Source organism: Devosia aurantiaca, from assembly GCF_011058215.1.
Taxonomy (GTDB): domain Bacteria; phylum Pseudomonadota; class Alphaproteobacteria; order Rhizobiales; family Devosiaceae; genus Devosia; species Devosia aurantiaca.
In genome coordinates, this window is record NZ_JAALFG010000001.1 from 278681 (window position 1) to 303854 (window position 25174).

The following is a 25174-nucleotide window of genomic DNA, read 5'->3' on the forward strand; positions in this document are numbered from 1 at the left end:
CTTCAAAGATCGAACCTTGCTTCGATAGTTAGACTTTCGTCGTGCAACAACTTCAGCTGATAGGCGCAGTGCAGCTCAGGGTCTTGCTGACGCGATCTGTCAAATGCGTTCGAAGCGGTCGCGCAGGTCCCGATCAAGTTCGAACATCCCGGGCGTGTTGGGCTCCACGTCTGAACGGTAGTAGGTGCCATGTTTGCCCAAGAGGTTGGAGATTGAATCCGTCCTGCCGGCATTGCTGACCAACCCGCCCTTTAAACGAAGTCGGCAGTCCGCGGACAGGCCCCACATCTGCCGGCCAAGCGGCAGGGACAGCTTGTCTGCATAGACCTTGCATTCCGCATGGACGCGAACGTGTCTCCAAGACGGTGCTCTCCTATCTCGTCGTGCAGCAATGGCTTCGGCCCCATCAAGAGCAACGACATCCATCTCGTGCTCGACGCCTGATCGGCCGGCAACGCGAATGCCCAGATGCACCTCGAGTGGTTGGTGGTTTTGGTGGATGAGCACCGCATGGCTGAAGCCGGCCGGGCTATAGATGTCCCCGGCCCGCATCTGAACCGCAAGGCGCCGTTCTCAAGATGCATGTAGTGGATCTGCCAACCGAGGCCATTCGCAACGACCAGCATGCGCCACCAGACGAACGCTTCATAGACGTCTTCGACTGCGCTGCCACTGGCATAACCGAGCGTCGCCAGCCCAGCTAGACCGGCGTTCACATGCGACAGCAGCGCACTAACCTGCGGTTTCAACTTGTGCCCTCAATTCCACCAGGGCGCCCCTCATCCCCTCGACGCGGGCGTTCGCCGCTCTTGCGTTTCTTTCGACCCGGGGTCCGGCAACCGGCTCAGCGTCTTCATTAGCTTCGCTCTCGAAAACCACCGACTTGATATCGCCCGTCGAAGTGATGGCCTCTTCTAAAAGCGGGACCAGATCGACGAGCCGACCAAGCCTGTCGATGAGCTCCAGAACCTGTGCGCGGGAAACGGTGGTCCGCTCGAGCGCATCCGTTGGTGGAAACGGCTCAAAATACTGATCCCAGCCATAGTGCCGAATGATGGCCACTAGCTTCTCGTAGACTTCAACGACTTCTTCGTCTGTCATGAACCCGCCCATCCATTCGGCCTGGCACATAAGCCGAGGCACACGTCCAATGCTTGGCCAAGAGACCGTTCGAAAGCTCAGGCTAGAATCTCTGTACCTGAGAATAGGCGAGCGATGGTCTAAGAATTCATATCAAGAACCGATAGGTCCATTCGATTGTGCCACGGTAATCGCGGGGGAGCCGAGCCTATCTTTGCAGGCATCCACAGTAGACCGCGGGAAGGATCGGAAATCCGAACCGTCACCTTCGGTGACCCGTCGGCGATGACCTCGCATGGAGACGAGCATGAAAACCTCGATGTCTCTCAACCCGACTGCCCGATCATGAGTGCTCGGCGGCACAACCTTCTGTAGCAGTGACGAATGCTGCTGCGACATCCGCGAACCTCGCCCGGGCCTTGCAGCGTCATGATCGCCAGCGTGGTCAGGCAGCGATGTCGATGTCTGTCAATCTGAACAAGTCTAGCCGAAATCGTTCGGCGTATTCCGTATCGGCGATTTTTCGGGCCAGGGGAGCCTCGCAGGTCGGCGGTATGCTATATGCGTCTCGCATGGTGTCGAATGCCAGCTTGCCATCGGCAAGGCGCCACACGGTCGTGAGTTCTCCATCCTCCCCCAAGGACTCAATGTGCAGAACGATGTGGCTCCGGACCTGATCCAATTCCGCCTTGAACGTTTCCCAATCGCAGTTCTGCTTCTCGACCCGTTTGATCAACAGCTCCAGAAGCTCGTCGTCCGCGAGCTTGTTCTTGTGCGTGGCGCTGAGCACTCCGTCCATCTTCTTCTTGGCCTTGAGCAGGTAGCTTGCGTATTTGCACAGCGCGCCCTCGAATTGTCGGTCGACAATTGCCGATATCGTATCGAGGATCTCCACGGGATCGCGCATTCCCAACTCTTCGAGCCTGGTCTGATCCGCAATGTAGGCGACGATGTCCGATTGGCGGAAAAGAATGTTCTCCGCTTCATGATCCGCCAGATAGAGAACGCCTTCGGATTGTGGCAGGGAGAAGATCGCAGCATCGGTGCCAACGAACCGTGCGAAACCGTCCTCCTGGTCCACCGAGGCCTCGCCGTCCAGAAGTGCGAACACCTGAGGATTCTTGGGTCGATACTTCTCCACGGCTGCCCTAACCGGGCCACACCCCGTGCCCCCATCCGGCGGCACTTCGAAATCGATGTATTGCTGAAAGCCGGTTCCGACGATCGTGCGGAAAAGCTTCACATCGCTTTGAGACTCCACATACACGACGACCTTGCGGATGTAGGCATGCTTGAGCGCAGTGGTATCACCGATTTGACCGAGGCTTGGCATCAGAGGATATCCGTGTCGATCAGGTAGCCACCCTTGATGAGGCCCGGTTCCTTGACTTCGAACCTGTAGAGATCGATCAATGCCAGGTGGTGCGTCGTGAAGATGAGAGTCACGGCTGGGTAGGATCGCAACAGGTCCTTGAGTGCTTCGAACATGCGGCTGAGCCATCTGGTGTGGAGATGGATTTCGATCTCATCGATCAGCACGATGGTGTTCGAAGTCATGTGGGTCAGCGTTCGAGCCAGGATGTGCAGCATGGCCCGCTCGCCATGGCTCAGGGCATTGAGCGTATGAAGGCCATGCCTCGTCCTGACATAGGATCGAAGCTCTTCACGATCAGGGCGCTCGATTCGTTTGTCGGATGCATCCTTGAAGATCAGTTCGTTGACGAACTCCAAGAGGTCGTTGACGCGTTGGTCGCGCAGATCGGCTCCAGGCGCGGTAGCCAACCACTCCAGCCACACGAGAACGTTGTCGATGGAAGAGCCCCAGTCCGGGCCGTCGGAACCCAGATGCACCGCCGGCTGGTAACCCCAGTTGGCGGGTCTCGTCACGGCCTCATGACGCGTCGGCGCCACCACTCGGCGATCGGCCGGAAAATACAGGACCGAAGGCAAATTCTGCGATAGGCCGAAAAGTTCGGTGGGAGGCGCATCCAACCCTTGTTTGAGCGCTTGGAAGATACGTCTGCCGAAATCGTTGGAGCCAGCGGTGATCGCACCGCTGCTGTCGAGGCCGAGCTTTGCCCACATGTCCGTGACGGCCAGGTTCTCAAGGTCCACGGTCGACAGTGGATCAACCGGCTGTTCGGTGCCAGTCCACAAGGAGAGAACCATCGTCTGGGAAACGCCCTCCAGTATCCAGGACACCTTCACGTCGATCTGGGCACGGCCATTGAACGTCCCATCGGCAAATTTCCCATGAGGCACGGAATTGAGAAGCCCGTACAAACCGTAAATCGCCTCGAGAACCGTCGTCTTGCCGAAGCCGTTCGCGGCCAGGATCATATACATACTCGCGGCGTCGGTGGTCTCCGACTCCACGTCATCGGTATCGGCACCCGTGATGTCGAAGATCTGCCTGCCATTGCGGAAAGGCCCCAATCCTTCGAGGGTGACCCTGAGCAGCTTCCACTCGCCGATTATCACGTCAGGCATTGTCACCCACCGCTCCACTGATGTCCGAGGACTGAATTCTAGGACCATGGGCCCGCACCGCTGCTTGCCCGCTGAACTTGACGAGCATGTCGCCCCTGCCGAGCAGCTTCTCTGCGCCGCCGTCATCAAGGATGATCCGGGATTCGGAGCCCTTTTGAACTGTTAGTGCCACCCTGCTCGGAACGTTCGAACGCAGCATTCCAGGGAAGGTGGCCGCCTCCGGTCGCTGCGTGGCCAGCACGAGATGGATGCCCGCGGAACGAGCTTTGGACGCCAAGCGGATCAAAGGCACTTCGATCTCATCCGACTGCATGAACAAGTCGCCAAGCTCGTCGATCACCGCCACTATGCGCTTCAGGTCAGAACCTGCCTCGCGCGCCTCGGCAAGATCCCGTACGCCCAGTTCGGTGAACTCCTCCTGGCGTCGGTTCATCTCTTTGATGAGATCGTTCAAGGCAGCAAGAGTATCGCCCACCGAAGTGACGATCTCACCAGTGATAAGATTCTTGAGCGACTTGTACGGAGCGAATTCGACCGCCTTGGGATCGACGAGCAACAGGTCCGGGACATCTCGCCCGGAAAGCAATGACAGCAGGATGCCGTGGAGGGTCATGCTCTTGCCACTGCCGGTGGTTCCGCCAAGGAAAAGATGCGGAGCAACTGCAAGATCGATGAGCATCGGCGCGCCCAGGACGTCGGTTCCGAGGCAAACGGGCAAACTCATGCCCTCTGCTGCCTTGGAACGCAGCGATGGCTCCAAGTCGCCCCAATCAATCGTTCGCCACTGACTGGCAGGACGCGGGATATCAACCCATACCTGGCGCTCGACGGCAGCACTCGAGACAGTGGCAGCACGATCCCCGAGGCCAAGTCCGAAGGCGAGTTTGTCCTCACCCCTCTTTAGCCTGCTCAGATCATCGAGCCCGGTGAGCTGGAAGGTGAAGCGGGTCAATCTAGGCCCCTGCGCGGTCTGTATCAAACGGCCGTCGACACCCATTTCGGCCATGATTCCTGCTACCTGATCCCCCAATTCGCCGGCGAGTTCATCGTTCTCGGGGCCCTCGGTGAACATGTCCTGCAGCAAGTAGCGGTTGAAATCTGACCCAGGCGTCCATTCCGCAGCCAGTGTCGCGATTCCGCGACGAACGTGCCGCTGAAGCGCTGCATGGAATGCCGCTTCATCGGCGAAAAGATCCTTCCCTTCGTAAACGGAAATCATGGCTCGATAGACGTCCGAGTAATCGTCCTCGCCTTGTCTGGTCTCGCCGATCAACTGCTCAGGATGCATCTGAATGCCGTTCTCCTGAACGGGAAGCACAGGATAGGCCTCCGGATCCGGCGCGTTCGACATCTGCAGCGACCGGGCAAGAGCCAGTCTGGCGATCGTCCAGTAGTCCAAATCCGGACGCTGCCAGCCTTCCTCCATGATCTGCTGGAGGATATTCTTGTCCTTTTCGGTAAGCTGAACACGCGCAACCATCAGACCAACGATCCTTCTTCGACAGTGGCGGCGTCACCGCTGGTATTGAGAATGCGGAAGTGGGTCGCAACCTTTTGGGACAGCAATTTCAGCTTGCGGTCGTCGATCTCGGCGTTCGTAGGCAGGATTATCACCTGCTTGGACAGGACCGGGTAGTAGGCCCGAAGCAGATGCTCCTGGTTTTCGCGGTCGATACGACCGAGCGGCGTATCGATGATGACGGGAACATCACTGTCCGCGCTGTCCTTCATCGCCCATAGCAAGGCGGTCGCGGCAAGTTGCTTCATGCCACTCGATAAGCTCGTCCGGCCGATCGGCTTGCCGCTCTTCTCGTAGAACGTCAGCACGTAGCCCTCATCGATGCCGATGCGGTCGATCAGGGGATGTTGGATGATGCGCTTGAACCTGTCGTTCAGCATCGTTTCCAGTTCGGCCCTGGTCACGATCTTGATACGCTCGCTGATCTCGTTGAGCGCTTTCACGGCCTTTAGGACGAAGCGGCTGTCCTTGGCCGCCTGCGAGACCTGATCCTGAGACTCCTCGAGGCGCTTGACCTCCGCTGCCCAGCGCTGCTCGTCCGCGACGGCTTCGGCCGCTCGCACCGTCCACTGCCCCTTCAGCTGGTTCTGCTTGGCGATGCCTTCTTCCAGCTCCACGACCTTGTTAGACACCTGACGAAACTCTTCGGCGTTGCCATTTGCACCCACCTCGAGATTGAACAGATTGCGCTTGATCTCCTGTACCGAGTTTCCCAGACGATAGGCTTCGATCAACGCCCGACCTCGAGTTGATCGCAAGCCGCCACCCGCGATTACCCAGGTCTCGAAGCGGCCAACGAGTCGCTCGAGCACCGCGGGGCTGACGGCAGCGAACAGTCCGCTGCCGTTTTCAACGCGCAGAAGGCCGTTGATGCGCTCCGAAAGAAAATCGGAAAGCCTGGCGCCTTCGCTGTCCGACAAGGCCGGACAACCCTCGGCGATCCAACCCTTCAACCGGCTCGATACGTTGTTGGCAAACTTGGCCTCGGTGCTGCCGGCGTGCGACATCCGAGCCACGATCTCCTGCAGAGCCTTCTGCACGAGACCGAGATTGGCAAGGATCGGAACGTCCTTCGGCAGCTCGCGTACAATCTGGTCTATAAGCTTGCTCAGCTTGTTGTTCTCGGAGCGTAATTGCTCCTCGAGCAGTTTGCGTTGCGCTTCGGACGCGCCCGAGCTCAGATTGGCCCGGCGGATCTGGACGCGTCGCAGTTCGACGCTGTCGATGCTCAGAAGCGACTCTATCTCCTCGAGGGCTTCCCGGGCCTCCAACTGCAAGGTCTTGGCTTTGGCAAGGCTCGCTTGCGCTTCGTCCAGAGCTTTCCGTAGACTTGATTCCAGGCCGCTTCTCTTGCGATCGCCCGAGAGTGCCACCAGTTCGCGAGCCAGGTCCTCTAGAAAGGTGATTTGCAGAAGACGATTGAAGTCTGCCTGGTAAGAGCCCGAGCTCTCCGCCAAGCTCTTGATGTCCTCGCCATCGAAGAAGAAAAAGCGCACGAGGCGCGATGGAATGGTGTCTTCCAAGATCGCTTGAGCCGGTTGCGCCGTCTTCCGATCGCTGCCGCGCTCAACGATGATCCCGGTGGTGTATTCCTCGGCCTCCACGGTCCACCATCGTGTGGCAGTGACTGTCTCGCCCACGTTGTCCAACCACGAGGCGACGATTTGAGCAGTCACGGGCTCGCCAAGCGCGGAGGCGCGCCGCCTGGCTTCGCGATTGATCAATCCCGTCCACTGCGAACCATCGCCGAGAACGTATTGCGGACCGGAAAGCGGTGCGGGTGGGACGCCGACCATGCGGAATTCGGTTTGCTCGGCCCCCGTGAACAACAGCTTCATAGCGTTGAGGAAGCTGGTCTTCCCCATGCCGTTGCGACCCCAGATCAGGACGATGTTCTTGTCGGGGGTGGTTGCCGAGAAGTCGAACGTCGCATCCTTGTATGCAAAGATGTTCTCGAGCCTAACTTTGAGAAGCTTCATCGGCGCCCTCCGCTCGATGCTTCTTCAACGCGAGGTCGACGATCCGTGATACGTCGCGCCTCAAATGAGGTCTTGCACCCCATGCGAGGAGGTCGCCATGCTCGGTCTCGAGATCGAGCAAGGCCTCTATGAAGGATGGGTCGACGCCCTCTTGCGCGCAGACCTCAGCGACGATAGCGGCCCTGCCTTCTTTGTCTTTCATCGTTCCCCCAGGCCGACAGCCGTGCATGGCATTTCGCAACAATCCCTAACCGGCTCGCGCTGTGCGCAGCAAGCCGGTATTGCGAAGGTTTTGGCTGCGAAGTCCCTGCCCCGTACCAAGAATAGTTTGGCAGATCGACAATGCGCAACAGTTGTTTGCGAGATCGGAGCACCCTACTTGGTGGGTCGCTCTGCCAATAGCCTCGCGAATGCTTGCTCGATCGTCGCGGCGCCCGTTATGGACCTTGAAAGCAGATCCATGCCCCGCGCCCAGTGGGCTGCGACCAGGTCTTGGAAGGCGCGCCGGCTCAAACCGCTCTGACCGCAGTGCTGCACGATGAGAGCAATCCAGAGCGTGAGGTCCGCTTCGTCCTGCCCGAACAGGGTGTCCCCCTTAATCGGCCTTCCGCCGCCATCGTTGATCGGAGCTGGCAAGTCAGGTCTGCGGAGCGACAACGACAGAGCCAAACGGGCCGGTTGATAGCGGAAGGGCAGCGCCAATGCCTTTTGGATACGCGAGTTCTCGCTGTCGGCAGCGAATGAGGTGCGGAAGTCAGCTCTGGAGATGTCCCCAATCTGAAGCGCTGCAGTTTGGTTCATGCTGCCTGCCTCGGGAAATAACCCTTCTCCACGACCGTTTCGCCCAAGCCACCTGACTCGGGTCGATAGACCAGGTGGTGCTCGGATCCGATGCGGTGGAAAATGCGGTCGTAGTAGCGCCCGTAGACCTCCTCGGGTTGCGAGAGGAGAATGGTCTGGGAGTCCCGGCGAACGAAGTAATCGAGGACGCGCTCCCGATGCGCCGTGTCGAGACGCCCCAACGGCGTGTCGATCACCAATGGCAGGGAGCGCCCACCGAGACCGCTCACCGCGGCGATCAGCGCCATCGCGAAAATCTGGTTCTCACCGGCGGACGCGTCGGTGTCCCGCAAGTTTCTACCCGAAGGGTCGAGAAGCGACACGTCCCCGTCATCTGCAATGGCAACCGTTTCGACGACGCCCTTATGCGCCAAGCTGCGATAGGCCGCCGTCAAAGCCTTGGCCAGCTCGTCGTAGTGCTTGGGCATAGCCACAGCGATTGAGCCCTGCAGGGAGGCGATCGCCATGCGTGCCGCATCTGCACCAGTGCCTCCGTGCCCGCTTGCCCGGCGCATGCCTCGCCGCCTGGAAAGTTCCGCCTGGAGAGGCTCGACCTGCGCTTGCTGCTTGCCAGCCACTTGATCGAGTCGACGACGTCGCCCTTCAAGATCAGAAATGCGTTGACTCGTGTCCTCAAGCTCCAGCACCAGCTCGGTACGGTTCTTCTCGGCTCGATCACGTTGCTCTTCCTGCCGATCCATGCGCGCTATCGCAGCGGCGATCTCAGCTATGCTACCAGTCATCCGGTCGATCTCGCCACGTGCTGAAGCCCTCGACCCTTCTATCAGCTCGTGCACCCTGCCCGCGTCATGACCCTTGAGATAAAGATGCAGTGGGGCGATCGATCCAGCACCGGAGGCACTGACAGACCTCTGCCAAGCCTCTCGTGTCCGTCGAGCCAGGTCCGCCAGAACATCTTTCGGCAGAGGCGGTTCGGTTCTCTCCAGAGCGGAGATCAATTCCCGAAGCATTCTGGCGTCGTCGCCCTTGGTCAACGTCTTCGAACGAGCCGCTCCATCAAGAGCCAGCTCCACTTCGTCCAGCAATGCACCTGGTATCAGGAGAAACGGAAGCAACCTGACGCCAGCGACGAGAAGCTCGTGCCTTGCCGCCTGCAGGTCCGCTTCCAGCTTCTTGCGCAACTCTAGATCCTGATGACGCTCGAGATAAGTGCCATCGCCAAAGGACCCGATAGACCTCACGATCTCGTCGCGGCGCCGGCGCAACGGCTCCAACTCGGCTTCCACGCCCTCCAGCTCGTTACGAGTGGCCGTCAACTCGGCGTCCAATGCATCGATCTGGGACGACAGCATCGATTCCGCGCCATCAGCGATGACCTCCTTGCCGCGATCACGAGCGTAGTCCGAAAGGTCTTCGAGCAGGGCCTTTATGGAAGCGACCCCCAACGCGCTCTCAAGGCCGAAACGAACCTGTTCGCCGAGCTCCCTCTGCGCGAGCCGGCGAATCTGCTCGCCATCGAACAGCAGGAACGGCAGCATGCTGACCGGGGCAACGCGCCTCTCGATCTCGTAGAAGGCGAAATCCGCACTCGGAACGTCAGCGGGCGGGCTGAGAATGTGACGATCATCGCCGATCCGCAGAACCAGTTCTTCGTCCTCCTCGACGAACGAACCGTCATCGCCGAAGTACCAGTGCCGCTCGATCTCGAATGGACCGTCGTCGCCATCCAGCTCGATGGTCACGGACATGTCGCGATCGCCACGTTCAAATGCCTGTCGGTGCATGGCGCGCTCGATGGTCTGGTTATAGTCCGAGCGCCTCGGGCCGGGCGCTCCGCCCTCCGCACCGAGGCGCGACCGGTCAAGGTAGGCGCGGATGCCGTATATGCCCAATGCCAGCGCCTCGAGGATGCTGGTCTTGCCATTGCCGTTGTTGCCGCCGATCAGCGCAACCGGACGATCGACACCGGTGGCAAGATCGAAGTCGGCATGGTCGAATGCCTTCCAGTTACGCAGAAGAACCTTCTTGAACCTGAAGGGGCGAGGCGTTCCTGCGGCTCTCGGGGTCCACGCGAGCAAAGACCAGTCCACCGGGGCGGAGAAGATCTCATCGAAGCGGTTGAACAGGCGGCGACGGTTCCCGCCCGCACCATGCAAATGGCGCGCCGATACCAGCAGATCGAGCCAAGGACCAATTCCGCCCTCCGATGAGCCTTGAGCGCTCATGCCGGTTCCAGCTTCGACATGGAGATCGTGTCCTCCGCCCAGATCCTGTGAATGGCGTCGATCTCCTCATCGGAGATTAGCGGCAGATCGACCTCGGCCTGAACCGCGCGAAGCCGATCCAGTATCTGCCGGCGAGCCTCCAACGTGAACGGGCCGGGGATGAGACGTCCTTCTCCAACGAAATTCAGAGTGCCGTTGCGTCGGGTGGCCATGCGCATCGCCCCATCCTCGCGAATGGCCTTCAGCCAATCGCGGAATTCGAGCAGAGGCTCGAGGTCGCCGTAGCCTGCCTCGATGAAGGATTCGGCGCTCTTGTCCTTCTCAACGACCGTGCAGGTCCAGCATCCGAACCGCGAGGATGCGGTGCCACAGGATGGGGCTTCGGACTTGTCCGTCACCAACGGGCATTCGCCGCCACCTGCGTTGCGATACATCGTCACCAGCTCACGGTGAGTGCCTCCCCACGGCGGCGACGACTGCAGCAGGGTCTGCCACACCTCATCGGTGGTCAGGTCGACGATCGGCTTGTAGACGAAGCAGTTCTGCAGGCTGTTGTGAGGGTTCAGCCGCTGTCCGTTGTCGTAACGGGCAACGCTGCGGCGGCGCTGCGTCGACTCTGCACTTCGCACGCCCAGTAGCAGGATGGCCTCACCCGACGCATGGACCTGCGTCTTGATGTAGGTCGTGGTTGGAGCGATCTTCATGCGATCAGTGCACCAACGGAAGACGCGACTTGGCGAGGGATAGCCACGACCGACCAGGTTCACCCAGAACGTCTGCTCCACGTCGGGGACCGTCTTCGCCACCACCACCGGAAGTCTGAGCGGTTCGATGGCGGAACGCATCCGGTCGAGCACCATCTCCAGATGATTGGCGATGACGGGGACTCGACGAGGGTGTCATTGGCTACCACGTGCACGGCGCGCTGACGCTTGCGAGGAGGAAGCGAGAGCAGCATCTCAAAGACCAGTTGCGCGAGGAGAGTGCTGTCCTTGCCGCCGGAGAAGCCCAGGATCCAGGGCGTCGCATGGGGCTGGAGGTACTCTTCCCGCAAATCGGCCAGGATCGCTCGAAGGCGACCGCCCAACTGGTCGACCTGTTCGTCATTGGCGAGGATCGCTGTCATGCTCTTCTCCGGGTTGAGCGCAGTGCGGCAACCGCACGCTCGATTGCATCCGCGGCTTCATCGATGTCGTCGGTCGTTGTTCCGTGACCCACGCCGATGCGGATGGCCGTCTCCGCCTCTGGAACTGTCAGGCCTATTGCAAGCAGGACGTGGGAGGGCTCCAGCGTCTTGGCGCTGCAGGCCGAACCAGTGGACAAGGACACTTGCTCTTGCAGTCGTAGAACCAAGGCTTCGCCATCCACGTCATCGAAGCGAACGTTCAGGTTCCCTGGCAGGCGGGACGCTGCATCGCCGTTCTCCAATGACCCTGGCATCATCAGCAGACGCGCACGCAGGCGATCCCGAAGGCGAGCTACGCGTTCCGACTCCTGGGCCATGCCCTCGTCGCAAAGGGCGCAGGCAGCGCCGAAGCCAACGCAGAGCGGCGCGGAAAGCGTGCCCGATCGCGCGCCGCCCTCCTGACCACCACCAAGGATGTTGGGCTTGAGCTTGGGCCTCAAGCGACGGGAGACGTAGAGAGCACCAATTCCCGATGGCCCACCGAGCTTGTGCGCAGAAATGCTTGCCAGATCCAGAAGCGAAGCGTCCACCGGACGCTTGCCGGCAACCTGCGCGAGATCGGAATGCAGCAGACCACCCTTTGATCGAACCAGACGCGATATTTCGCCCATGGGCTGTATCGTGCCGATCTCATGATTGGCCCACGCGATCGATACGATGCCGGTCGCAGCACCGACGATGGCTTCGAGGGCGGACATGTCCACCAGACCGGATCGATGGACCGGCACGACGTCGACGACCCAGCCCTGACGCTCCATCGCTCGCGCCTTCTCGATGACCGAGGCATGCTCGATGGCGGATATGGCAAGTCTGTTGCGACCAGCGGCAAGCAGATGATCGGCCAGACCTGAGAGCGCAAGGTTGTTCGACTCCGTCGCGCCCGACGTGAAGACGATCTCCGAGGCACGCACCCCGATGAGGTCCGAAACCTGGCTACGGGACTTCTCGACAGCGGCATGCGCCGCGCCACCCGCCTTGTGCGTGGAATGGGGTTGGCGTCTGCGGTGGCGAAGGCATCCATCATGACGTCGAGCACGCGTCGGTCGATCGGCGCATGGGCATGGTAGTCGAGGTAGATTGGCGCGGACGTCGTCATTCGGCGTCCGCTTCCTGCTTGAGAACAACGCCCGAACCGAAATCCGTCGTGATGAACATCACGCCGTTGGCCTCGAATGCCCGGACGATGTCGGCAACGGTACGGGGCGTGAGCCCTGAGGATCCGTCCTCGAACCTGCCGATGGTGTTCACGCCCACGCCGCATTCCTCCGCGGCTTGCGCCTTCGTCCAGGTCAGCAGGGTACGAGCGGCACGCAAATGCCTGCCCTGCACCTGTTCGGGTTTTGCGGTCACAAAGTGGGTTTTCTTCGACGCCATAAGCGGGACTGTGAACCGTTCGATTGTATTCTACAAGCCAAAATGTACGAAATGTCCCAACTTTTTGCCTGCCTTGGATCTTATCATGCGCGGAAAAAAACGTTGATACAGAGCAATTTATCGCAAGTGCCTAAGGGTGGCACACTGCTTGACGCAGCCATCCATGCTGTCGACGGCAGTCTTCCGCACTTGAAACGTGGCGGGAGCGTTCCGATGTGATCGTCTCCAGCCAAGCTGGTCCTCTTCTCGCATGCCGTTCGCCGCATGTCGCAATCGCAGCCCGCATGAACGCGAGGCGATGTTGGAGAGGACATTATGGCCCCCTTCCTGATCGAAGACGATGACGAGTCGGATGACCCGAAGCTCGACACTGAGCAGTCGCCGCTCGCTTTGGCCGTCCAGAACGGACGTGCCCTTCCTGCTGTTATGCTCAAGCGTGCGCTGAGTTGGAAGTTCAAACTGTTCGCCAAGGAACCAGGCATTTGCGTTCTGATCCGCGTGCGCTCCAGCGATTGGATCGGCCCATTCGTTTGGGCTGCCAGAACATTAGGAAGCTGGCCCCATGTCATTGAAGGCGATGCTGCAGCGCGGGCCAAGGACAAGCCAGTGCGCGATGCGCTCGACAGACTTGCAGCAGGCGACAGAGTCCTGGCGATCTACCCCATGTCCCTTCCAGTCCCACGCGAATTGAGGATTGCTTCCGACATCGATCTCGAAATCGTCAAGGTCTCGGCGTCTGACGTCTCCAAGGCGATTTACCTCGCGACCGGATCGCGCGCTCGCGGAGTTTCTAAAGCGATTCCGGCCGACCTCGACCTGCAGCAGGCTCTGCACGCCATTCGGCTAGGATCTACACCAGCGCTCTGCATCCGTCGACTTTCGGTCACGTTACCGGCAGAAGCTGGCAATGGGCCAGTTATCGACGCGCCACCCCTCGATGCGCTGCACGGTTACGGGGAGGCAATGGTCTGGGCCAATCGACTGGTGAGCGACCTCGAACGCTGGCGAGCCGGACAGCTCGATTTCGAATCCATTCAAAAAAACGCGGTCCTTGCAGGCTTGCCAGGGACCGGCAAGTCCACCTTCGTTCGCAGCCTCTCCAAATCCAGCGGGCTTCCGCTCGTAACCAGCTCCTTGAGCCAGCTGTTCGGCACATCTGCTGGTTATCTCGATAGCATCATCAAGGCGATCGATGCGCTGTTCCTCGAAGCGAAATCGAAAAGGAACTGCATCCTCTTCATCGATGAGCTCGATGCCTTTCCAAACCGTACGACTCTCGACAGCAACCGTGGATCGTGGTGGACACCAGTGGTCAACCATATGCTGACCATCCTGGACAGTTCCTTGTCCGACGCCAGCAAAGGCTTGGTCATTGTTGGTGCGACGAACCATCCCCACAAACTTGATAGCGCTTTGTTGCGCCCCGGAAGGCTCGACCGGATTCTTTGGATAGACCTTCCGGACGAACAGGCGCTTGACGGCATCTTCCGGCAGCACCTCGGGACGGAACTTGCCGGCGAAGACCTGAGTGCAGTCGCGCTGGCGGCGGTCGGATCCACCGGGGCGATGGCCGCTGGCGCCGTCAAGGCTGCGCGTGGTCGCGCTCGCAGCGAAGGCCGCGCAATGATCATCGATGACCTAATGGATGAGGTCTGTCCTCCCGCGAAAATGTCAGACGCCGACCACTGGATCTCATGCGTTCACGAGAGTGGTCATGCGGTAGCATGCGTTCTTCTTGGCGTTGCGAGGCTGAAGAGCGTCGCAGTCATCGCTGGACAGGATGGCGTTGGCGGCAGAACCGTTTCGCAGCCACTGGCCAACGCCATCCTCGACGAGAACCGCAATCGAGATCGAGTGATTCAATTGCTGGCTGGCCGGGCCGCAGAAGAGGTGATCCTCGGGACAGTCTCCGGAGGCGCCGGCGGTGGTCAGGACAGCGACTTGCACAAGGCGAGCAAGCTCCTGGCATCCGCGCACCTGAGCCTTGGGCTTCGGGGAACCTTGATGCATTTTGCCGATCCCGAGGATGCGCTGGCGGTCGCGCGACGTTCTCCACACCTGATTGCAAGCATCGAAGGCGACCTCGTGCAGCTCTACGACCGAGCCAAGGGCCTCATCCGGTCCGAGACAGGTGTCGTCCTGTCTTTGGCAGAAAGGCTCAAGAAGAAGCGTGTGGTGATGGGGCCAGAGGTGGAAGTTCTCGTGGAATCTGCACGCAGGGATAGGAGCGAGTAGAATGAGAGAGGAGATGCTTTCGATTCTCGAACGCTTGGCGGCCGTACATGAAAACCTCGGCGAAGAGGCATTTCATCGTGCGTGTCATAAGGTTCGTCACGCCATCGCTCAGGTCGTGCTGGTGGAGGCGGAGAGACTGGCCGAAGTGAAGGACGCTCGGCGGAAGAGAGCCGTTAACCATAACAAGCAGATTGGTACCTAATCTACCATTTGGTGCTTTCTGTACCATCGCTTTCCGCGTATATCGGGATCAGCCGTAAATGCCGGCAGACCTTCAACGCATGCATGTCGAACGACACGCGTGGCGAACCTAGCCAGTCACAGGACTATCGATGTTCTCCACTCAATCCTATCGATTCGATTTTCAAGGCCATGCGGTCGGTCTGCATGGCGATGCACGGGCCGAACGCTTGTTTCATGAGCACAAAAAGCTTCTCCTGGCCGCGAGGAACTTCGTCATCGCGCATTCAAGTATGATGCTGCTCGGCGATGATCCACTGGTGGACCACCTGCTCACAAGCAACGGCTTCGACACCACTGATGCTGCGGTCGTTCGCATCGGGTTGGCAGGGCGGTCGATCACAGCGATTGCCATTCCGACACGTTTGTGGCGCGATCCGGAGGCGAAGGCGCGCTTCTTCGAGGTGAAGCAGCAGGCGGGGCTCGATCGTACCTGCGTTCTTCTTGTTCCCCAAAGGTGGCTGAAGGCAAGTGTTCGCGGCTCGGTGGCTCGATCGATTGCATTCGCCTCGAGGACAAGGATCACGCGCAAGCAGCATGCCGAGGTTCTCGATCACCTCGGCAAGAACAAGGTGTCTACAATCGTGGAGACCGCTAGTGCTATCACGGGCCATTCCGACCCGCTTTCGGTGGTTCTGGCGATGTCGGCCACTGGTCACGTGCATATCGATCGCACAAGCGTACTGCGGGGGACCACGGTTGTGTGGCTGCCGGCAGACATTCGCCCTAGCGCGGAGTTCACACGATGAGCCGGCTTGCTGCACTTAAGGAGAATGAAGCGTCCCCTGCCGACGATCTGCTGACACGCGTCCGCAAAGCCATGGGTCTCGCCTTGATCGAGAGGGCGCTCCCTGCCTCGACGGCGCAGAAGTTGTTAGGGACCTCGCCGATCTGCGTCCTGCTCAAAGCACCAGGAGCAGAGCATGTGCGCATGCTGGTGGAGGCGATGAGGGAAAAATTCTCCGGCTCCGCCGTCGTGCACGACCTCCTGGCGACAGATGCGGTCCAGCTCCTCACCCGCTCTCTTTTGCGCAAGAAGCATGCGATCGCCATCGTCGAGGGCAGCGAGGACCTTCCCCAGAGCTTCGTCGTTCTGGTGGACGAAATAATCGACGTGCCCCTTCACGATGCCCAGGTCATCATCGACACCGCCAAACTGCTGGGCAGGAAATCTCTGCGATTGCCCCAAGGCTTTCGTTCTCATCCCAGCGCGGAACTGATGTGCCGCGCGATCGCGGCAGGGCTGGCCACCCGAAGGCTGAAGCAGATCCTGATGCGTTCAAGCGTTCTTTCCTCGATCTCGCACGATCCAGCCGTGCCCGTCCTCGAGGCCTGCGTGGAGTTCGGCGAGGCGCGAGATTGGGGACTCGACGTTGTTTCCGACTACCGCGGTTGGAAGGACGGCAGCGTCTCTGCGGAAGACATCGATGCTGCACTGTTGCTGATCAGCCCCCGGGGCATGGCAAGACCTTTTTCGCGCAAGTTCTGGCGAAGGCACTGGATGCCAAACTGATCGAACTGACCATTGGATCGATCTTTGCGGGCGATGGACATTTGGGCCCAGTCATAAAGGAACTGCGCCAGACCTTCGCACTGGCTGCTCGGTCCTCTCCCTGCGTTCTCCTGCTCGACGAACTGGACTCATTTTCAAGACGGGACGCCGCTGACCACAACGCTTCCTTTAATACCAGCCTGATCAATGAGCTGCTCACCCTTCTGGACGGAGCAACTCGTCGTTCGCCTGGCCTTGTGATCATTGGCGCGACAAACCGGCCGGACGCTATTGACCCTGCAGTTCTTCGTCCCGGGCGCTTCTCCACCCAGATCGTCCTGCCGCTACCTGATGCTGATGGGATTGAACACATCTTGCGCACCCACTTGCGGGGCGATCTGGCCAGGAACGATCTCGATGAGGTGGTGCGCATTGGCCACGGCATGACATCGGCCGAATTGATGCATGTGGTCCGTACCGCAAGGCACGCAGCACGTAAGGCCGGCAGAGAACTCAAGGTCGGTGACCTGGAAGACGCAGCGCTCAGCGGGCGGTCAATTGATGGCGCGAGCCGGAGGAGGGTAGCACTGCACGAGGCGGGTCATGCCGTGTGCGCCACCTTGCTTCCCGAGGCGCCGATAGTGATGGGCATGACGCTATTGGCAAAGGGGACGGCACTGGCGAGAGTCAGTCTGCTTGAGCATACTGAGTCAAATACGCGCGCGCATGCCGAAGCCAAGATCGTTGTCCAACTTGCCGGGCGAGCTGCTGAAGCACTCTTCTACGATGGCGATCCTAGCGCTGGCGCTGCCAATGACCTCAAGCAAGCTACGAGCCTACTTCTGCGGATGCGTCTGCAATGGGGCATGTACGGCACGCTTATACACCATTCCGATATCGACCAGGCCCTAGCCCTGGACGACCGTCTCCGCTCTGAGATGGAGGCAGAACTCCAGCGCCTCTTCGATACCGCAGTGGACATCCTGGGGCGCCACCGTTCGCAACTGGAGGCGCTGTCCGAAGCGCTCCTGCACAAACACGTCCTGACGGGTGACGAGGTTCGTCATATCGTCCATCAACCTTTCGAGGCAGGCACGGTCAACCACAACCGTGACGAAGAATGGCCACTTGGTACGGTATTGTTCGAGACCGTACCGTACCGCGCCTTGCCAGCGAGGGGATCAGCGCCATGAGCAACCAAATCGCGACGTTCGAACGGGTTCGAGACGTGGTTGAAACCTTGCGGAAGCGCAATGTGGCTCCCACGGCCGACCGTGTGATCGCAATGGTCGGCGGAGGAAGCAAGTCCACAGTTCTTTCTCACCTCAAGCGTTTGCGAGATGCTCCGATGGACGACGACGCCATTCCGCCATCCGTAATGGACGCGGCCCGAGTTGCCTTGAACGAGGTATATCTCGCGGGACGGTCGGCCGAAGCCGATACTGTCCGGGCGGCGACAGAACGATTGTCTCAGGCCGTACGTGAGCAGGACGCGCAGATCGAGGAACTGGCGGGCTTGAACGAGCGCCTCGAGTGGTCCAAGGCCCAACTGATCAAGCAGCTCAAAGCCGTCAAAGCCGATCACGAAGCCGCTGTTGAGCGTGCCGAAGCCTTGGCAAAAGAAAACGACGGCCTGCGTTCCGAACTCGCAGTCGAGCGGCAGAACTCGCAAACGAGGGTGCAAGACACCCTGGCCAGGGTCGAGCGGTTGCTCACGCCCTCGAGCACGGGGCCAGACGTGGCAAGACCTGATCGGAAGACCTTGGGGCTGCCCGCAAAGCTTCAGGAGCGTCGAGGTTGATGCTCATTGAAAGAGAGGGGGCAGGCTCTCGCCCGTCCCCTCCACGCTTCGTGGGAGCTGGTGGACGAAGAGGTGAGGCCCCATTGGAAGGGGACCTCCCGCATCATCTGCTAGAGTATTGCAGATGTCAGGCAAGCAACGCCTGCACCTGCGCAACTCCGCTGCGTGGGCTCGTCAGAACCGGCTTGCTGAATTGGGTCAGTTGCGGCTCGAGCAGGGCCATGCTGCCTTGCGCAAGAACGATCACATCGGAGTCCTTCTCGGCATCGGCAATGGCTTGAAGCACGAGCCGATCGTGCTGCTCGCGGTTCGATCGCAGATGCCGATGCCAACCAGTCCCAACCCGGCTGCCTGGGCGACCATTTCGAATGGATGCGACGCCCCCGCAGAAAGCTGAAATTCGTCGCAGCCACCATTTCTGCGAACATGGGATCGTCGCTGCGCTGAACGCCAACCATCGCATGCCTCCGAGTCGCTTGTTCGTGATTTGTTCTCACCAGCGGCCGTGCGAGTCAATGCGATGGCGTTCTTCGAGATCGAGCTGTGAACAAAGGGAGGATGACTAGGGCTGCACCCAGGAGACTTCCTCATCGTTCTTCGATGGGTAGTCGGAGGGTAGCGCGCCAAGCCAATGATTGCCCTTGGGTGCGCCGAATTCGTCCAGATTCAAAGCCCTGACGACGCTGTTCCTGATCGTGTTGCAGAAGCGTATGACGCTTTCCTCCGATATGTCGTCGCGATTGTCGACGACGACGTATCTTACTCGGACGTAGTCGTTTTTACGTGTGAGCTTTCGGGACTGAGCCAGAACCTGGGGCGGAAGAATGAGACCGAGCGATTGCGCGCCCTCGATCATGGCCTCCAGATCATGCCCCAACGACCTGAGCGCCTCGATGGTCTGACCGGCTGACCGCATGTAGGTCTTGAGGAACAATTCCGCTGCATGGAAAGCCAGAAGCCTGACCGGGGCTGGGCCGATCCGAGCATGATCCATCACGGCGCTAGCGGCGCTGAGGTAGTCGTCCGCCAGCAGGAAAATCCCATAGGGAGTAGCTCCAGCGGATTCCGGGATCATGTTCCTGCCTCAAGATACGACTGGCTACCAGTTCGATGGATCATGCTGAAACATGAAGACACGCATCGTGCAAGGCGCAAGACCAAGAAGTCAGGTGCACGCAATCAGGCACCCTCCGCCGGTCCCTGGAGGCCGGGTGGAGGCACACCGTCCTTGTCTGGATCTCGACCCTGGCTGCGGTCCAATCAACGCATGATAGGTGTGACGGTCAATCCGTGCATGACCACCGATATCAGAACCACGAGAGACAAAATGGCCCATAGCCGCTCAGCCTCGTCGAACTCACCATGATTGAGGCCGTAGGCCAAATAGTAGAACGAACCAACCCCACGGATGCCGAAGAAGGCGATCGTTATGCGTTCGCCGAGAGTGGCCGGAGCGCCGATCAGGCCGATCAGGCCCGCCGCTGGGCGCACGACGAGCAGGATCAGCAACGCCGCCAGCACTTCCGTCCAGCCGATGACCCAGAGAAGGCCGCTAATCAAAGAGCCGCCAAATGCCAGTAGGAGCACCATCATCGCGATGCGCTCCACCTGTTCGGTGATATCGTGCATGTCTCTCTGGAACTCATGATCCCGATGTGCGCTGCGCAAGGTCAACGCCGTCACGAACACGGCAAAGAACCCATAGCAGTGGATCAGTTCGGAGACGCCGTACGAGATGAACGTGGCAGCTATGGCGATAAGTCCGTCACCCGTCTTGGCGAGCGTGTCCCCGGGCATCTTGAACGTCAGCCAACCGAAGACGCGACCAACGAGCCAACCGCAGCCAATGCCTGCGACGATTTCCCAAATCACGTTGTAGGTGAGCCAAGAGGTGAACCATTCCTCGCCAGTGGTTGCGGCAAGGCTTGCGGCCAGAAGCAAGGAGGCCACCACGCCCAGACCGAGCATCAGGTGCCCCACCCCGATGATGGCCAGGATGCTGAGGGGCATGGTTACGAGAAGCAGGCGCCACGCCATTCCCCAACGCTTGAACGAGAAGACCCGATCGATCTTGAGCCCGGCTCCCATCAACGCGATGATCACGACGAACTCGGTCAGACGTTCGGTCACGTAGGGGTGGATGCCGGGAGAGGGATCGAAGCCGACGTGCTGAGTTCCGAAGATCACAGCACCGATGAGGATGCAAATGATAGGCAACGAAATGGGCAGTCGTCGCAGTGCAAGCGGAAGCCAAGCAACCAAGGCTATAAGAACGCCGGCGGCCGTGAGAACGACAATGTACGGATCCGGCGACCAATCGATCATGTTGACGACCTATATTGTCAACTCAACGGCCTGGCATACAAGTCGCTCCAAAGTCTTCTGTACGGGTCCGCATCGAAAGAACGGCCTGCTCGCGATGCGATTGTCGTTCCTGCCCAGGAAGTTCGCTCAAGATGACAAAATTGCTGACCGACCCCTGCATCCGATCGTGCTCAGCGGCGAACAGCTTGGCATCGCGCCTGACTGGGCTGCACATGCAGGGACCAGGGTTCAGGAACTGACAAGCAGCCAGAGACCGACCCAGTATGGCGATCAGTGTTGGCGCTGCAGTCGACCGGTTAGAAGTCGAAGGGGAGCTTTGCGACAACGAGCCTGAGATTCATACGACCTGGGCCATCGCGCTGCTGACGCCGTTGCCCCGAAACCCTTGTGGGCAATAACATCGAGGACTATGTCGATACGACTCCAACCAATCGTATGTCAGGAGTGCCGCATTATATCAGAGCTTGGCCTGCGTTCCCTCCCGTAGAACCAGCTGATCGCCTTGCCATTCAAAGCTCAGTGCAGGGTGCGAAGCATCCAGTTTGCTGAAGCTTGCATCCAGCACTTCGATGATCGGCCGCGCAAGGAGATCATGCACTTTCCTACGCGAGTCGATCGCGGTCAAGGGAACGACAAAGAACCAGCTGTAATCCATCGGGCTATCCCTGAAATGGGACTCATCGAGCGGTTCGTCTTCCCCATGGCTGTCCAGAAGAAGATGCGCTCATCAATGATGGTGTACGAGTCCTTCGTCGGGAAGAACTGGGTATCGTCGATCGTGCCCGTCCATGTGTCACTTGGGCCGGCCCAGAAAACATACAGGCAGGCTTCGCCGACCAGTGAGGACAGCCAGCCATCACGTCCCAAATCCACCGCCAGCGTAACCTCGCCGAATTCGTCACCCTTGCGAACACGCTTCCCGCCTTGCGTTGCCAGGATTGTCAGACGCCAGCCATCTTGTGTCCATCCGTCAACGAACGTGTCGCCGTCAGGTTGATCCTTGGCCTCGCGGAAGCCCACCCCATTGGCAGTCCTTGTCCCGGCGAGATGATTTCCGAATTCGCCGAAAAAGCTCCTCGATCTGGGTTGAAGCTGCTTTCAGGACCGTAGCTGCGTTGAGAAGGTTCTTGCCGATGGTCATTCCACGTCCCTAACGTTTACGACAGATCGAGCGTGAGCCGTGGGTCATCCCAATATCGGCTCGCGAAGACGAAGGGCTTGTCCACCTCGACTTGTGGACCTGGGCCAGAGCGCCACCCTATGAATGCACGCTCGTCGACTGCATCCAAGACCTGCACCACGTCATCTATCCACGCGTTGAGCGGGGCGCCGCCATGTGCCCGATGCCGTCCATTCGCAGCTGCTGCAAGATCTCGCCACAGGAGCAGGGTTCTGCGCGACCGAACCTCAGGCGGAGCTGCTGCATACGCTTCCGGCTCGACCCTCAGCCTGCGCTGCACCACCAGGACATGATGCACCTCGCCCAAGGCACCAGGCGAGCCTGGTCCGAACTGGCGCCATTGCTTCTCCAGCTGCTCAGCGGTCAGAAGGAAGTCCTCGTACTTGCACTCCACGATCAGCCTCAGCGGCATGCCGTCCGGCCTGGCGAGATCGATCACCACATCAGGCTCGACCCGATTGCGGATCGGCCACAGGCTGACACGCTTGAGCAGACTGCCGGCCTCCACCACGTCGGGCATCAGCCAATTGACGGCGATGCCGCCCTGATCGGGCTCGAAATACCGCAGACCCCCGAAGACGATGTCCGTCATGAGGTCTTCACGAGGGATCTTCGTCCCACCATGCTTGAGGAATTTCCTGGCCTTGTTGCGCGCTATGGCTTGCAGCATGTACCCACCCGGTTCGCCTGCGGAGTTGGCATGCATTTCCTTGCAAGCGCAAGGACCGCGACTAAGGACTTGGCGATCCCTTTTTGGACAGGCTCGCAGCGGCAGACTATGCGCCTGATCCCTGCGTCAGCGCGAAGAAGTTGCGCTGCCGCATGCTGTACCACGCCATCTGCAAGTTTTTGTCGCTCGGGCGACACAGCCTTGGAGTTCAGCCAAATGGACACGGCAGTGAATGACCGCACATCGCCCCCTCCTCCTAATGCAAATCTCTGGCCTGTCTCTCCCGCTCCGCCGGCCCCGCGTTCGGCACTCTCATCGTCTCTTGCTCTTGTACTGTGCTGCCGCCATCCAAATCAGCCATCCGGCGAAGGCCCCGATACCGCCTAAGCTCCAGATCTGCATGTCGCGACCAAGGATCGGCACTTCGACCTGCCCGAAGACCGGTACGAAAATGCCCCAGAAGAACACAAGGATGCAGGCCACCCAAGCCATCACGAGCAAGCTTTCGAATGGCGCACCATTGAACTCTTCTGCATATCGAGTTCGCGCATCGGGATCGGTGAAGATCTTCCAGATCCCCACGACGACCAATCCGGTCAGAAAAAGTACGATCAGCGCGCCCATAGTACAGCCTCGATTGCGCCACTACCGAGACACGCTTCGACGGATCGCACAAGGGTCATATAGACCAGCACAGCGTGCGGTTGAGCTCGGCGTTCAAATTGCTCCGACATCTGCACGACGTCGGACTCCACAGGCGTTTCACCGGCCTTGTTAGTCGTCGAGCGCAGAAATTGACGCATTCATCTGACGCTGTTCGACGAACCACCCCAGCGCGCACCATCCATGGGGCCGCGGACTTAGTCGCAATTCATTGCTAACGCTTCCCGGCTACGGTCGGGCCATGGGTGAAGCTGGCATAAACACGCTTTGGAAGCGACCGGAGAACGGCACTTATTATTTCCGGAAAGGTGTTCCGGAAAGGCTCCGGCATCTGATCGGCAAGGCGATGATGCAGGTCTCGCTGCGCACCAAGGACTTGGCTGTGGCCAAGTCCAAGCATAAGACCGTCGCTGCCGAGGTTGCTACGCAGTGGGCGAAGCTGCAGCAAGTTGAATTCAAGCCAATCCCAACAACTGCCGACGACCGGCGAACAGTGTCGCTCAGCAGCAAAGAGGTCGCGGCCTTGGCAGGCGAGCTCTACAGAGCGCTGCTGGACAAGCATAAGCACGACGCTGGGCCTGCAAAAGAGTGGGAAGCCAAGCTCAAAAAGCTGCAGAACGCCTTGCCGATCACCGACAGATTGCCGGAAGCGGCCAAATGGACCTTTGGTGGGCCATCTGCGATCCGGCACAACGCCATCGTCTTCTGTTACGAAGACGTTGAAGCTCTCTTGGCCAAGAAAGGCATCGCATTGTCGATGCCGGACCACCACCGACTCTGCGCCCACGCCGCAAAGGCTCTCGCCCAAGCCTACGAAGTGCTCATCAGACGAGCCAACGGCGACTGGTCTGCGGATCCGCGAGAAAGCCGATTCCCGCCACCAATCTCTCATACTGGATGGCGCAAGTGGTACGCGGCCTACTGCAAGGCGAAGCTCCCAGAACCTTCATCGCGCAAGCGTCAGGAAGGCGTCCTCAATGCATTCTTCAACTTCCTTGGCCATGAGATTCCGGAAAGGGTGACCGAGGAGGATGCCAACAGGTGGGTGGAGGCACGGCTCGAGCTGGTCTCTCGGGCGACCGTTATCAAAGCGGATCTGGCCCATACCAGAAGCTTTTTACCTGGGCCTATGCGAAGCAGCGATTGCCATCGAATCCTTTTGGCAGGGTCGTGGTCGATCATGTGGACAAGGAAGAGGTCGACGACGAGACTGTCGTGCCGACCATCAAGAAACGCGAGTACTACCTCGGCGAAGCCCGTAATATTCTTGAGGCAACGCTCGACCCTGTGAAGGGAAAGGTCAGTCTGCACAGCAAGGCCGCCCGGAGGTGGGTGCCATGGTTGTGCGCCTATTCCGGTGCGCGTGTCGGTGAGATCACTCAGCTGCGCAAAAGCGATGTGTACCAGGCAAAATCTCAGGATGAGACGGAGTTGATCTGGGTGATCATGATCACTCCGGAAGCCGGGCACGTGAAGGACCACAAGAAGCGCGAAGTCGCCATCCATCCGCACCTGATCGAGCAGGGATTTTTGAAGTTCGCAGAGGCCTCCGAGACCGAGACCCTGTTCTTCGACCCGAGCAAGCGTCGTGGAGGGAAGCGAGCGAACCCACAAAGCGCAAAGGCTGGCGAGCGCTTGGCGAAATGGATCAGGAAAGATCTCAAGATCACCGATCCTGAGATTTCTCCTAATCATGCATGGCGACATCGCTTCCGAAGCCTGCTGATGAACCGTGTGCATCCACAGGTGCTGGACGGTATCGATGGTCATGCGCCGGCCTCAGAAGGCCAGAAGTACGGCAGAGTCTGGCCGGAGGTAAGCCTCGCCGCTGTATCCCTTATCGAGCCTTACCGCTTTGACGGACGAGAGCTTCTCCACAGGCCGGATGATACTCCCAGCTGAAATTGCAGCTCT

Annotated in this window: 26 protein-coding genes; 8 read left to right on the plus strand and 18 right to left on the minus strand. The window is 59.6% G+C overall.

The genetic code is table 11. The annotated features are described in order from the left end of the window. Positions 1 to 99: 99 nt before the first annotated feature. From G5575_RS01425 to G5575_RS01480, 12 genes are all read right to left on the minus strand, one after another. On the minus strand, positions 100 to 552 hold the full coding sequence (locus G5575_RS01425; protein WP_164532776.1) for a hypothetical protein: 453 nt from the start codon (positions 550 to 552) through the stop codon (positions 100 to 102). A gap of 180 nt (positions 553 to 732) precedes the next feature. Next, complete coding sequence (locus tag G5575_RS01430; RefSeq protein WP_164532777.1) at positions 733 to 1101, minus strand: hypothetical protein; 369 nt, start codon at positions 1099 to 1101, stop codon at positions 733 to 735. 424 nt (positions 1102 to 1525) lie between these two features. Continuing rightward, a complete protein-coding gene (locus tag G5575_RS01435; RefSeq protein WP_164532778.1) occupies positions 1526 to 2413 on the minus strand; it encodes a hypothetical protein in 888 nt (295 codons plus the stop codon). Beyond that, positions 2413 to 3570 (minus strand): AAA family ATPase, encoded by a 1158-nt coding sequence (locus tag G5575_RS01440; RefSeq protein WP_164532779.1) that lies wholly within the window; start codon positions 3568 to 3570, stop codon positions 2413 to 2415. Before G5575_RS01440 ends, G5575_RS01435 begins: the two co-directional genes overlap by 1 nt. Beyond that, a complete protein-coding gene (locus G5575_RS01445; protein ID WP_164532780.1) occupies positions 3563 to 5050 on the minus strand; it encodes an FtsK/SpoIIIE domain-containing protein in 1488 nt (495 codons plus the stop codon). Before G5575_RS01445 ends, G5575_RS01440 begins: the two co-directional genes overlap by 8 nt. Further along, positions 5050 to 7068, minus strand: a complete 2019-nt coding sequence (locus G5575_RS01450) for an AAA family ATPase (protein WP_164532781.1) — start codon at positions 7066 to 7068, stop codon at positions 5050 to 5052. Before G5575_RS01450 ends, G5575_RS01445 begins: the two co-directional genes overlap by 1 nt. Next, on the minus strand, positions 7049 to 7270 hold the full coding sequence (locus G5575_RS01455) for a hypothetical protein (RefSeq protein ID WP_164532782.1): 222 nt from the start codon (positions 7268 to 7270) through the stop codon (positions 7049 to 7051). The genes G5575_RS01450 and G5575_RS01455 overlap by 20 nt, the downstream gene beginning before the upstream one ends. Before the next feature lie 173 nt (positions 7271 to 7443). Next, the gene (locus tag G5575_RS01460) at positions 7444 to 7869 is read right to left on the minus strand and encodes a DndE family protein (RefSeq protein WP_164532783.1); all 426 of its coding nucleotides are present in this window, start codon (positions 7867 to 7869) and stop codon (positions 7444 to 7446) included. Then, positions 7866 to 10094, minus strand: a complete 2229-nt coding sequence (locus tag G5575_RS01465; RefSeq protein WP_164532784.1) for an AAA family ATPase — start codon at positions 10092 to 10094, stop codon at positions 7866 to 7868. Before G5575_RS01465 ends, G5575_RS01460 begins: the two co-directional genes overlap by 4 nt. Next, positions 10091 to 10954, minus strand: a complete 864-nt coding sequence (gene dndC / locus G5575_RS01470) for a DNA phosphorothioation system sulfurtransferase DndC (RefSeq protein WP_235935498.1) — start codon at positions 10952 to 10954, stop codon at positions 10091 to 10093. The genes G5575_RS01465 and dndC overlap by 4 nt, the downstream gene beginning before the upstream one ends. A 262-nt stretch (positions 10955 to 11216) precedes the next feature. Next, entirely contained in the window at positions 11217 to 12404 is a 1188-nt protein-coding gene (locus tag G5575_RS01475; RefSeq protein ID WP_164532785.1) for a cysteine desulfurase family protein, read from the minus strand. Then, positions 12373 to 12630 (minus strand): helix-turn-helix domain-containing protein, encoded by a 258-nt coding sequence (locus G5575_RS01480; RefSeq protein ID WP_164532786.1) that lies wholly within the window; start codon positions 12628 to 12630, stop codon positions 12373 to 12375. The genes G5575_RS01475 and G5575_RS01480 overlap by 32 nt, the downstream gene beginning before the upstream one ends. Positions 12631 to 12969: 339 nt before the next feature. Between G5575_RS01480 and G5575_RS01485 the strand changes: the two genes are divergently transcribed. The 6 genes from G5575_RS01485 to G5575_RS01505 all read left to right on the plus strand — a co-directional run bounded on the left by G5575_RS01485 (position 12970) and on the right by G5575_RS01505 (position 18422). Next, entirely contained in the window at positions 12970 to 14889 is a 1920-nt protein-coding gene (locus G5575_RS01485) for an AAA family ATPase (protein WP_164532787.1), read from the plus strand. Between the two features lie 13 nt (positions 14890 to 14902). After that, positions 14903 to 15091, plus strand: a complete 189-nt coding sequence (locus tag G5575_RS01490; RefSeq protein WP_164532788.1) for a hypothetical protein — start codon at positions 14903 to 14905, stop codon at positions 15089 to 15091. Positions 15092 to 15221: 130 nt separating this feature from the next. Continuing rightward, positions 15222 to 15878, plus strand: coding sequence for a hypothetical protein (locus G5575_RS01495; RefSeq protein ID WP_164532789.1), 657 nt, complete (start codon positions 15222 to 15224; stop codon positions 15876 to 15878). A gap of 176 nt (positions 15879 to 16054) precedes the next feature. Next, positions 16055 to 16642: a hypothetical protein gene (locus tag G5575_RS19765; protein WP_235935500.1), complete on the plus strand. Its 588-nt coding sequence runs from the start codon at positions 16055 to 16057 to the stop codon at positions 16640 to 16642. Beyond that, positions 16639 to 17814, plus strand: a complete 1176-nt coding sequence (locus tag G5575_RS01500; protein ID WP_235935713.1) for an AAA family ATPase — start codon at positions 16639 to 16641, stop codon at positions 17812 to 17814. Before G5575_RS19765 ends, G5575_RS01500 begins: the two co-directional genes overlap by 4 nt. Beyond that, a complete protein-coding gene (locus tag G5575_RS01505; RefSeq protein ID WP_164532791.1) occupies positions 17811 to 18422 on the plus strand; it encodes a DNA-binding protein in 612 nt (203 codons plus the stop codon). Before G5575_RS01500 ends, G5575_RS01505 begins: the two co-directional genes overlap by 4 nt. A 127-nt stretch (positions 18423 to 18549) precedes the next feature. On the opposite strand, the gene G5575_RS01510 is transcribed toward G5575_RS01505, so the two are convergent. The 6 genes from G5575_RS01510 to G5575_RS01535 form a co-directional block, all read right to left on the minus strand. Beyond that, complete coding sequence (locus tag G5575_RS01510; RefSeq protein ID WP_164532792.1) at positions 18550 to 18708, minus strand: hypothetical protein; 159 nt, start codon at positions 18706 to 18708, stop codon at positions 18550 to 18552. 276 nt (positions 18709 to 18984) lie between these two features. After that, entirely contained in the window at positions 18985 to 19497 is a 513-nt protein-coding gene (locus G5575_RS01515; RefSeq protein ID WP_164532793.1) for a hypothetical protein, read from the minus strand. Positions 19498 to 19682: 185 nt separating this feature from the next. After that, positions 19683 to 20747, minus strand: a complete 1065-nt coding sequence (locus G5575_RS01520; protein ID WP_164532794.1) for a cation:proton antiporter — start codon at positions 20745 to 20747, stop codon at positions 19683 to 19685. Between the two features lie 621 nt (positions 20748 to 21368). Further along, complete coding sequence (locus tag G5575_RS01525) at positions 21369 to 21767, minus strand: hypothetical protein (RefSeq protein WP_164532795.1); 399 nt, start codon at positions 21765 to 21767, stop codon at positions 21369 to 21371. Between the two features lie 137 nt (positions 21768 to 21904). Beyond that, positions 21905 to 22633 (minus strand): hypothetical protein, encoded by a 729-nt coding sequence (locus tag G5575_RS01530; protein WP_207632964.1) that lies wholly within the window; start codon positions 22631 to 22633, stop codon positions 21905 to 21907. A gap of 276 nt (positions 22634 to 22909) precedes the next feature. After that, positions 22910 to 23221, minus strand: a complete 312-nt coding sequence (locus G5575_RS01535) for a hypothetical protein (protein WP_164532797.1) — start codon at positions 23219 to 23221, stop codon at positions 22910 to 22912. Between the two features lie 280 nt (positions 23222 to 23501). Here G5575_RS01535 and G5575_RS01540 point away from each other — a divergent pair, with 280 nt between their 5' ends. Further along, positions 23502 to 24551, plus strand: a complete 1050-nt coding sequence (locus G5575_RS01540) for a DUF6538 domain-containing protein (protein WP_164532798.1) — start codon at positions 23502 to 23504, stop codon at positions 24549 to 24551. Further along, complete coding sequence (locus G5575_RS01545; RefSeq protein WP_164532799.1) at positions 24476 to 25162, plus strand: site-specific integrase; 687 nt, start codon at positions 24476 to 24478, stop codon at positions 25160 to 25162. Before G5575_RS01540 ends, G5575_RS01545 begins: the two co-directional genes overlap by 76 nt. Positions 25163 to 25174: the final 12 nt, after the last annotated feature.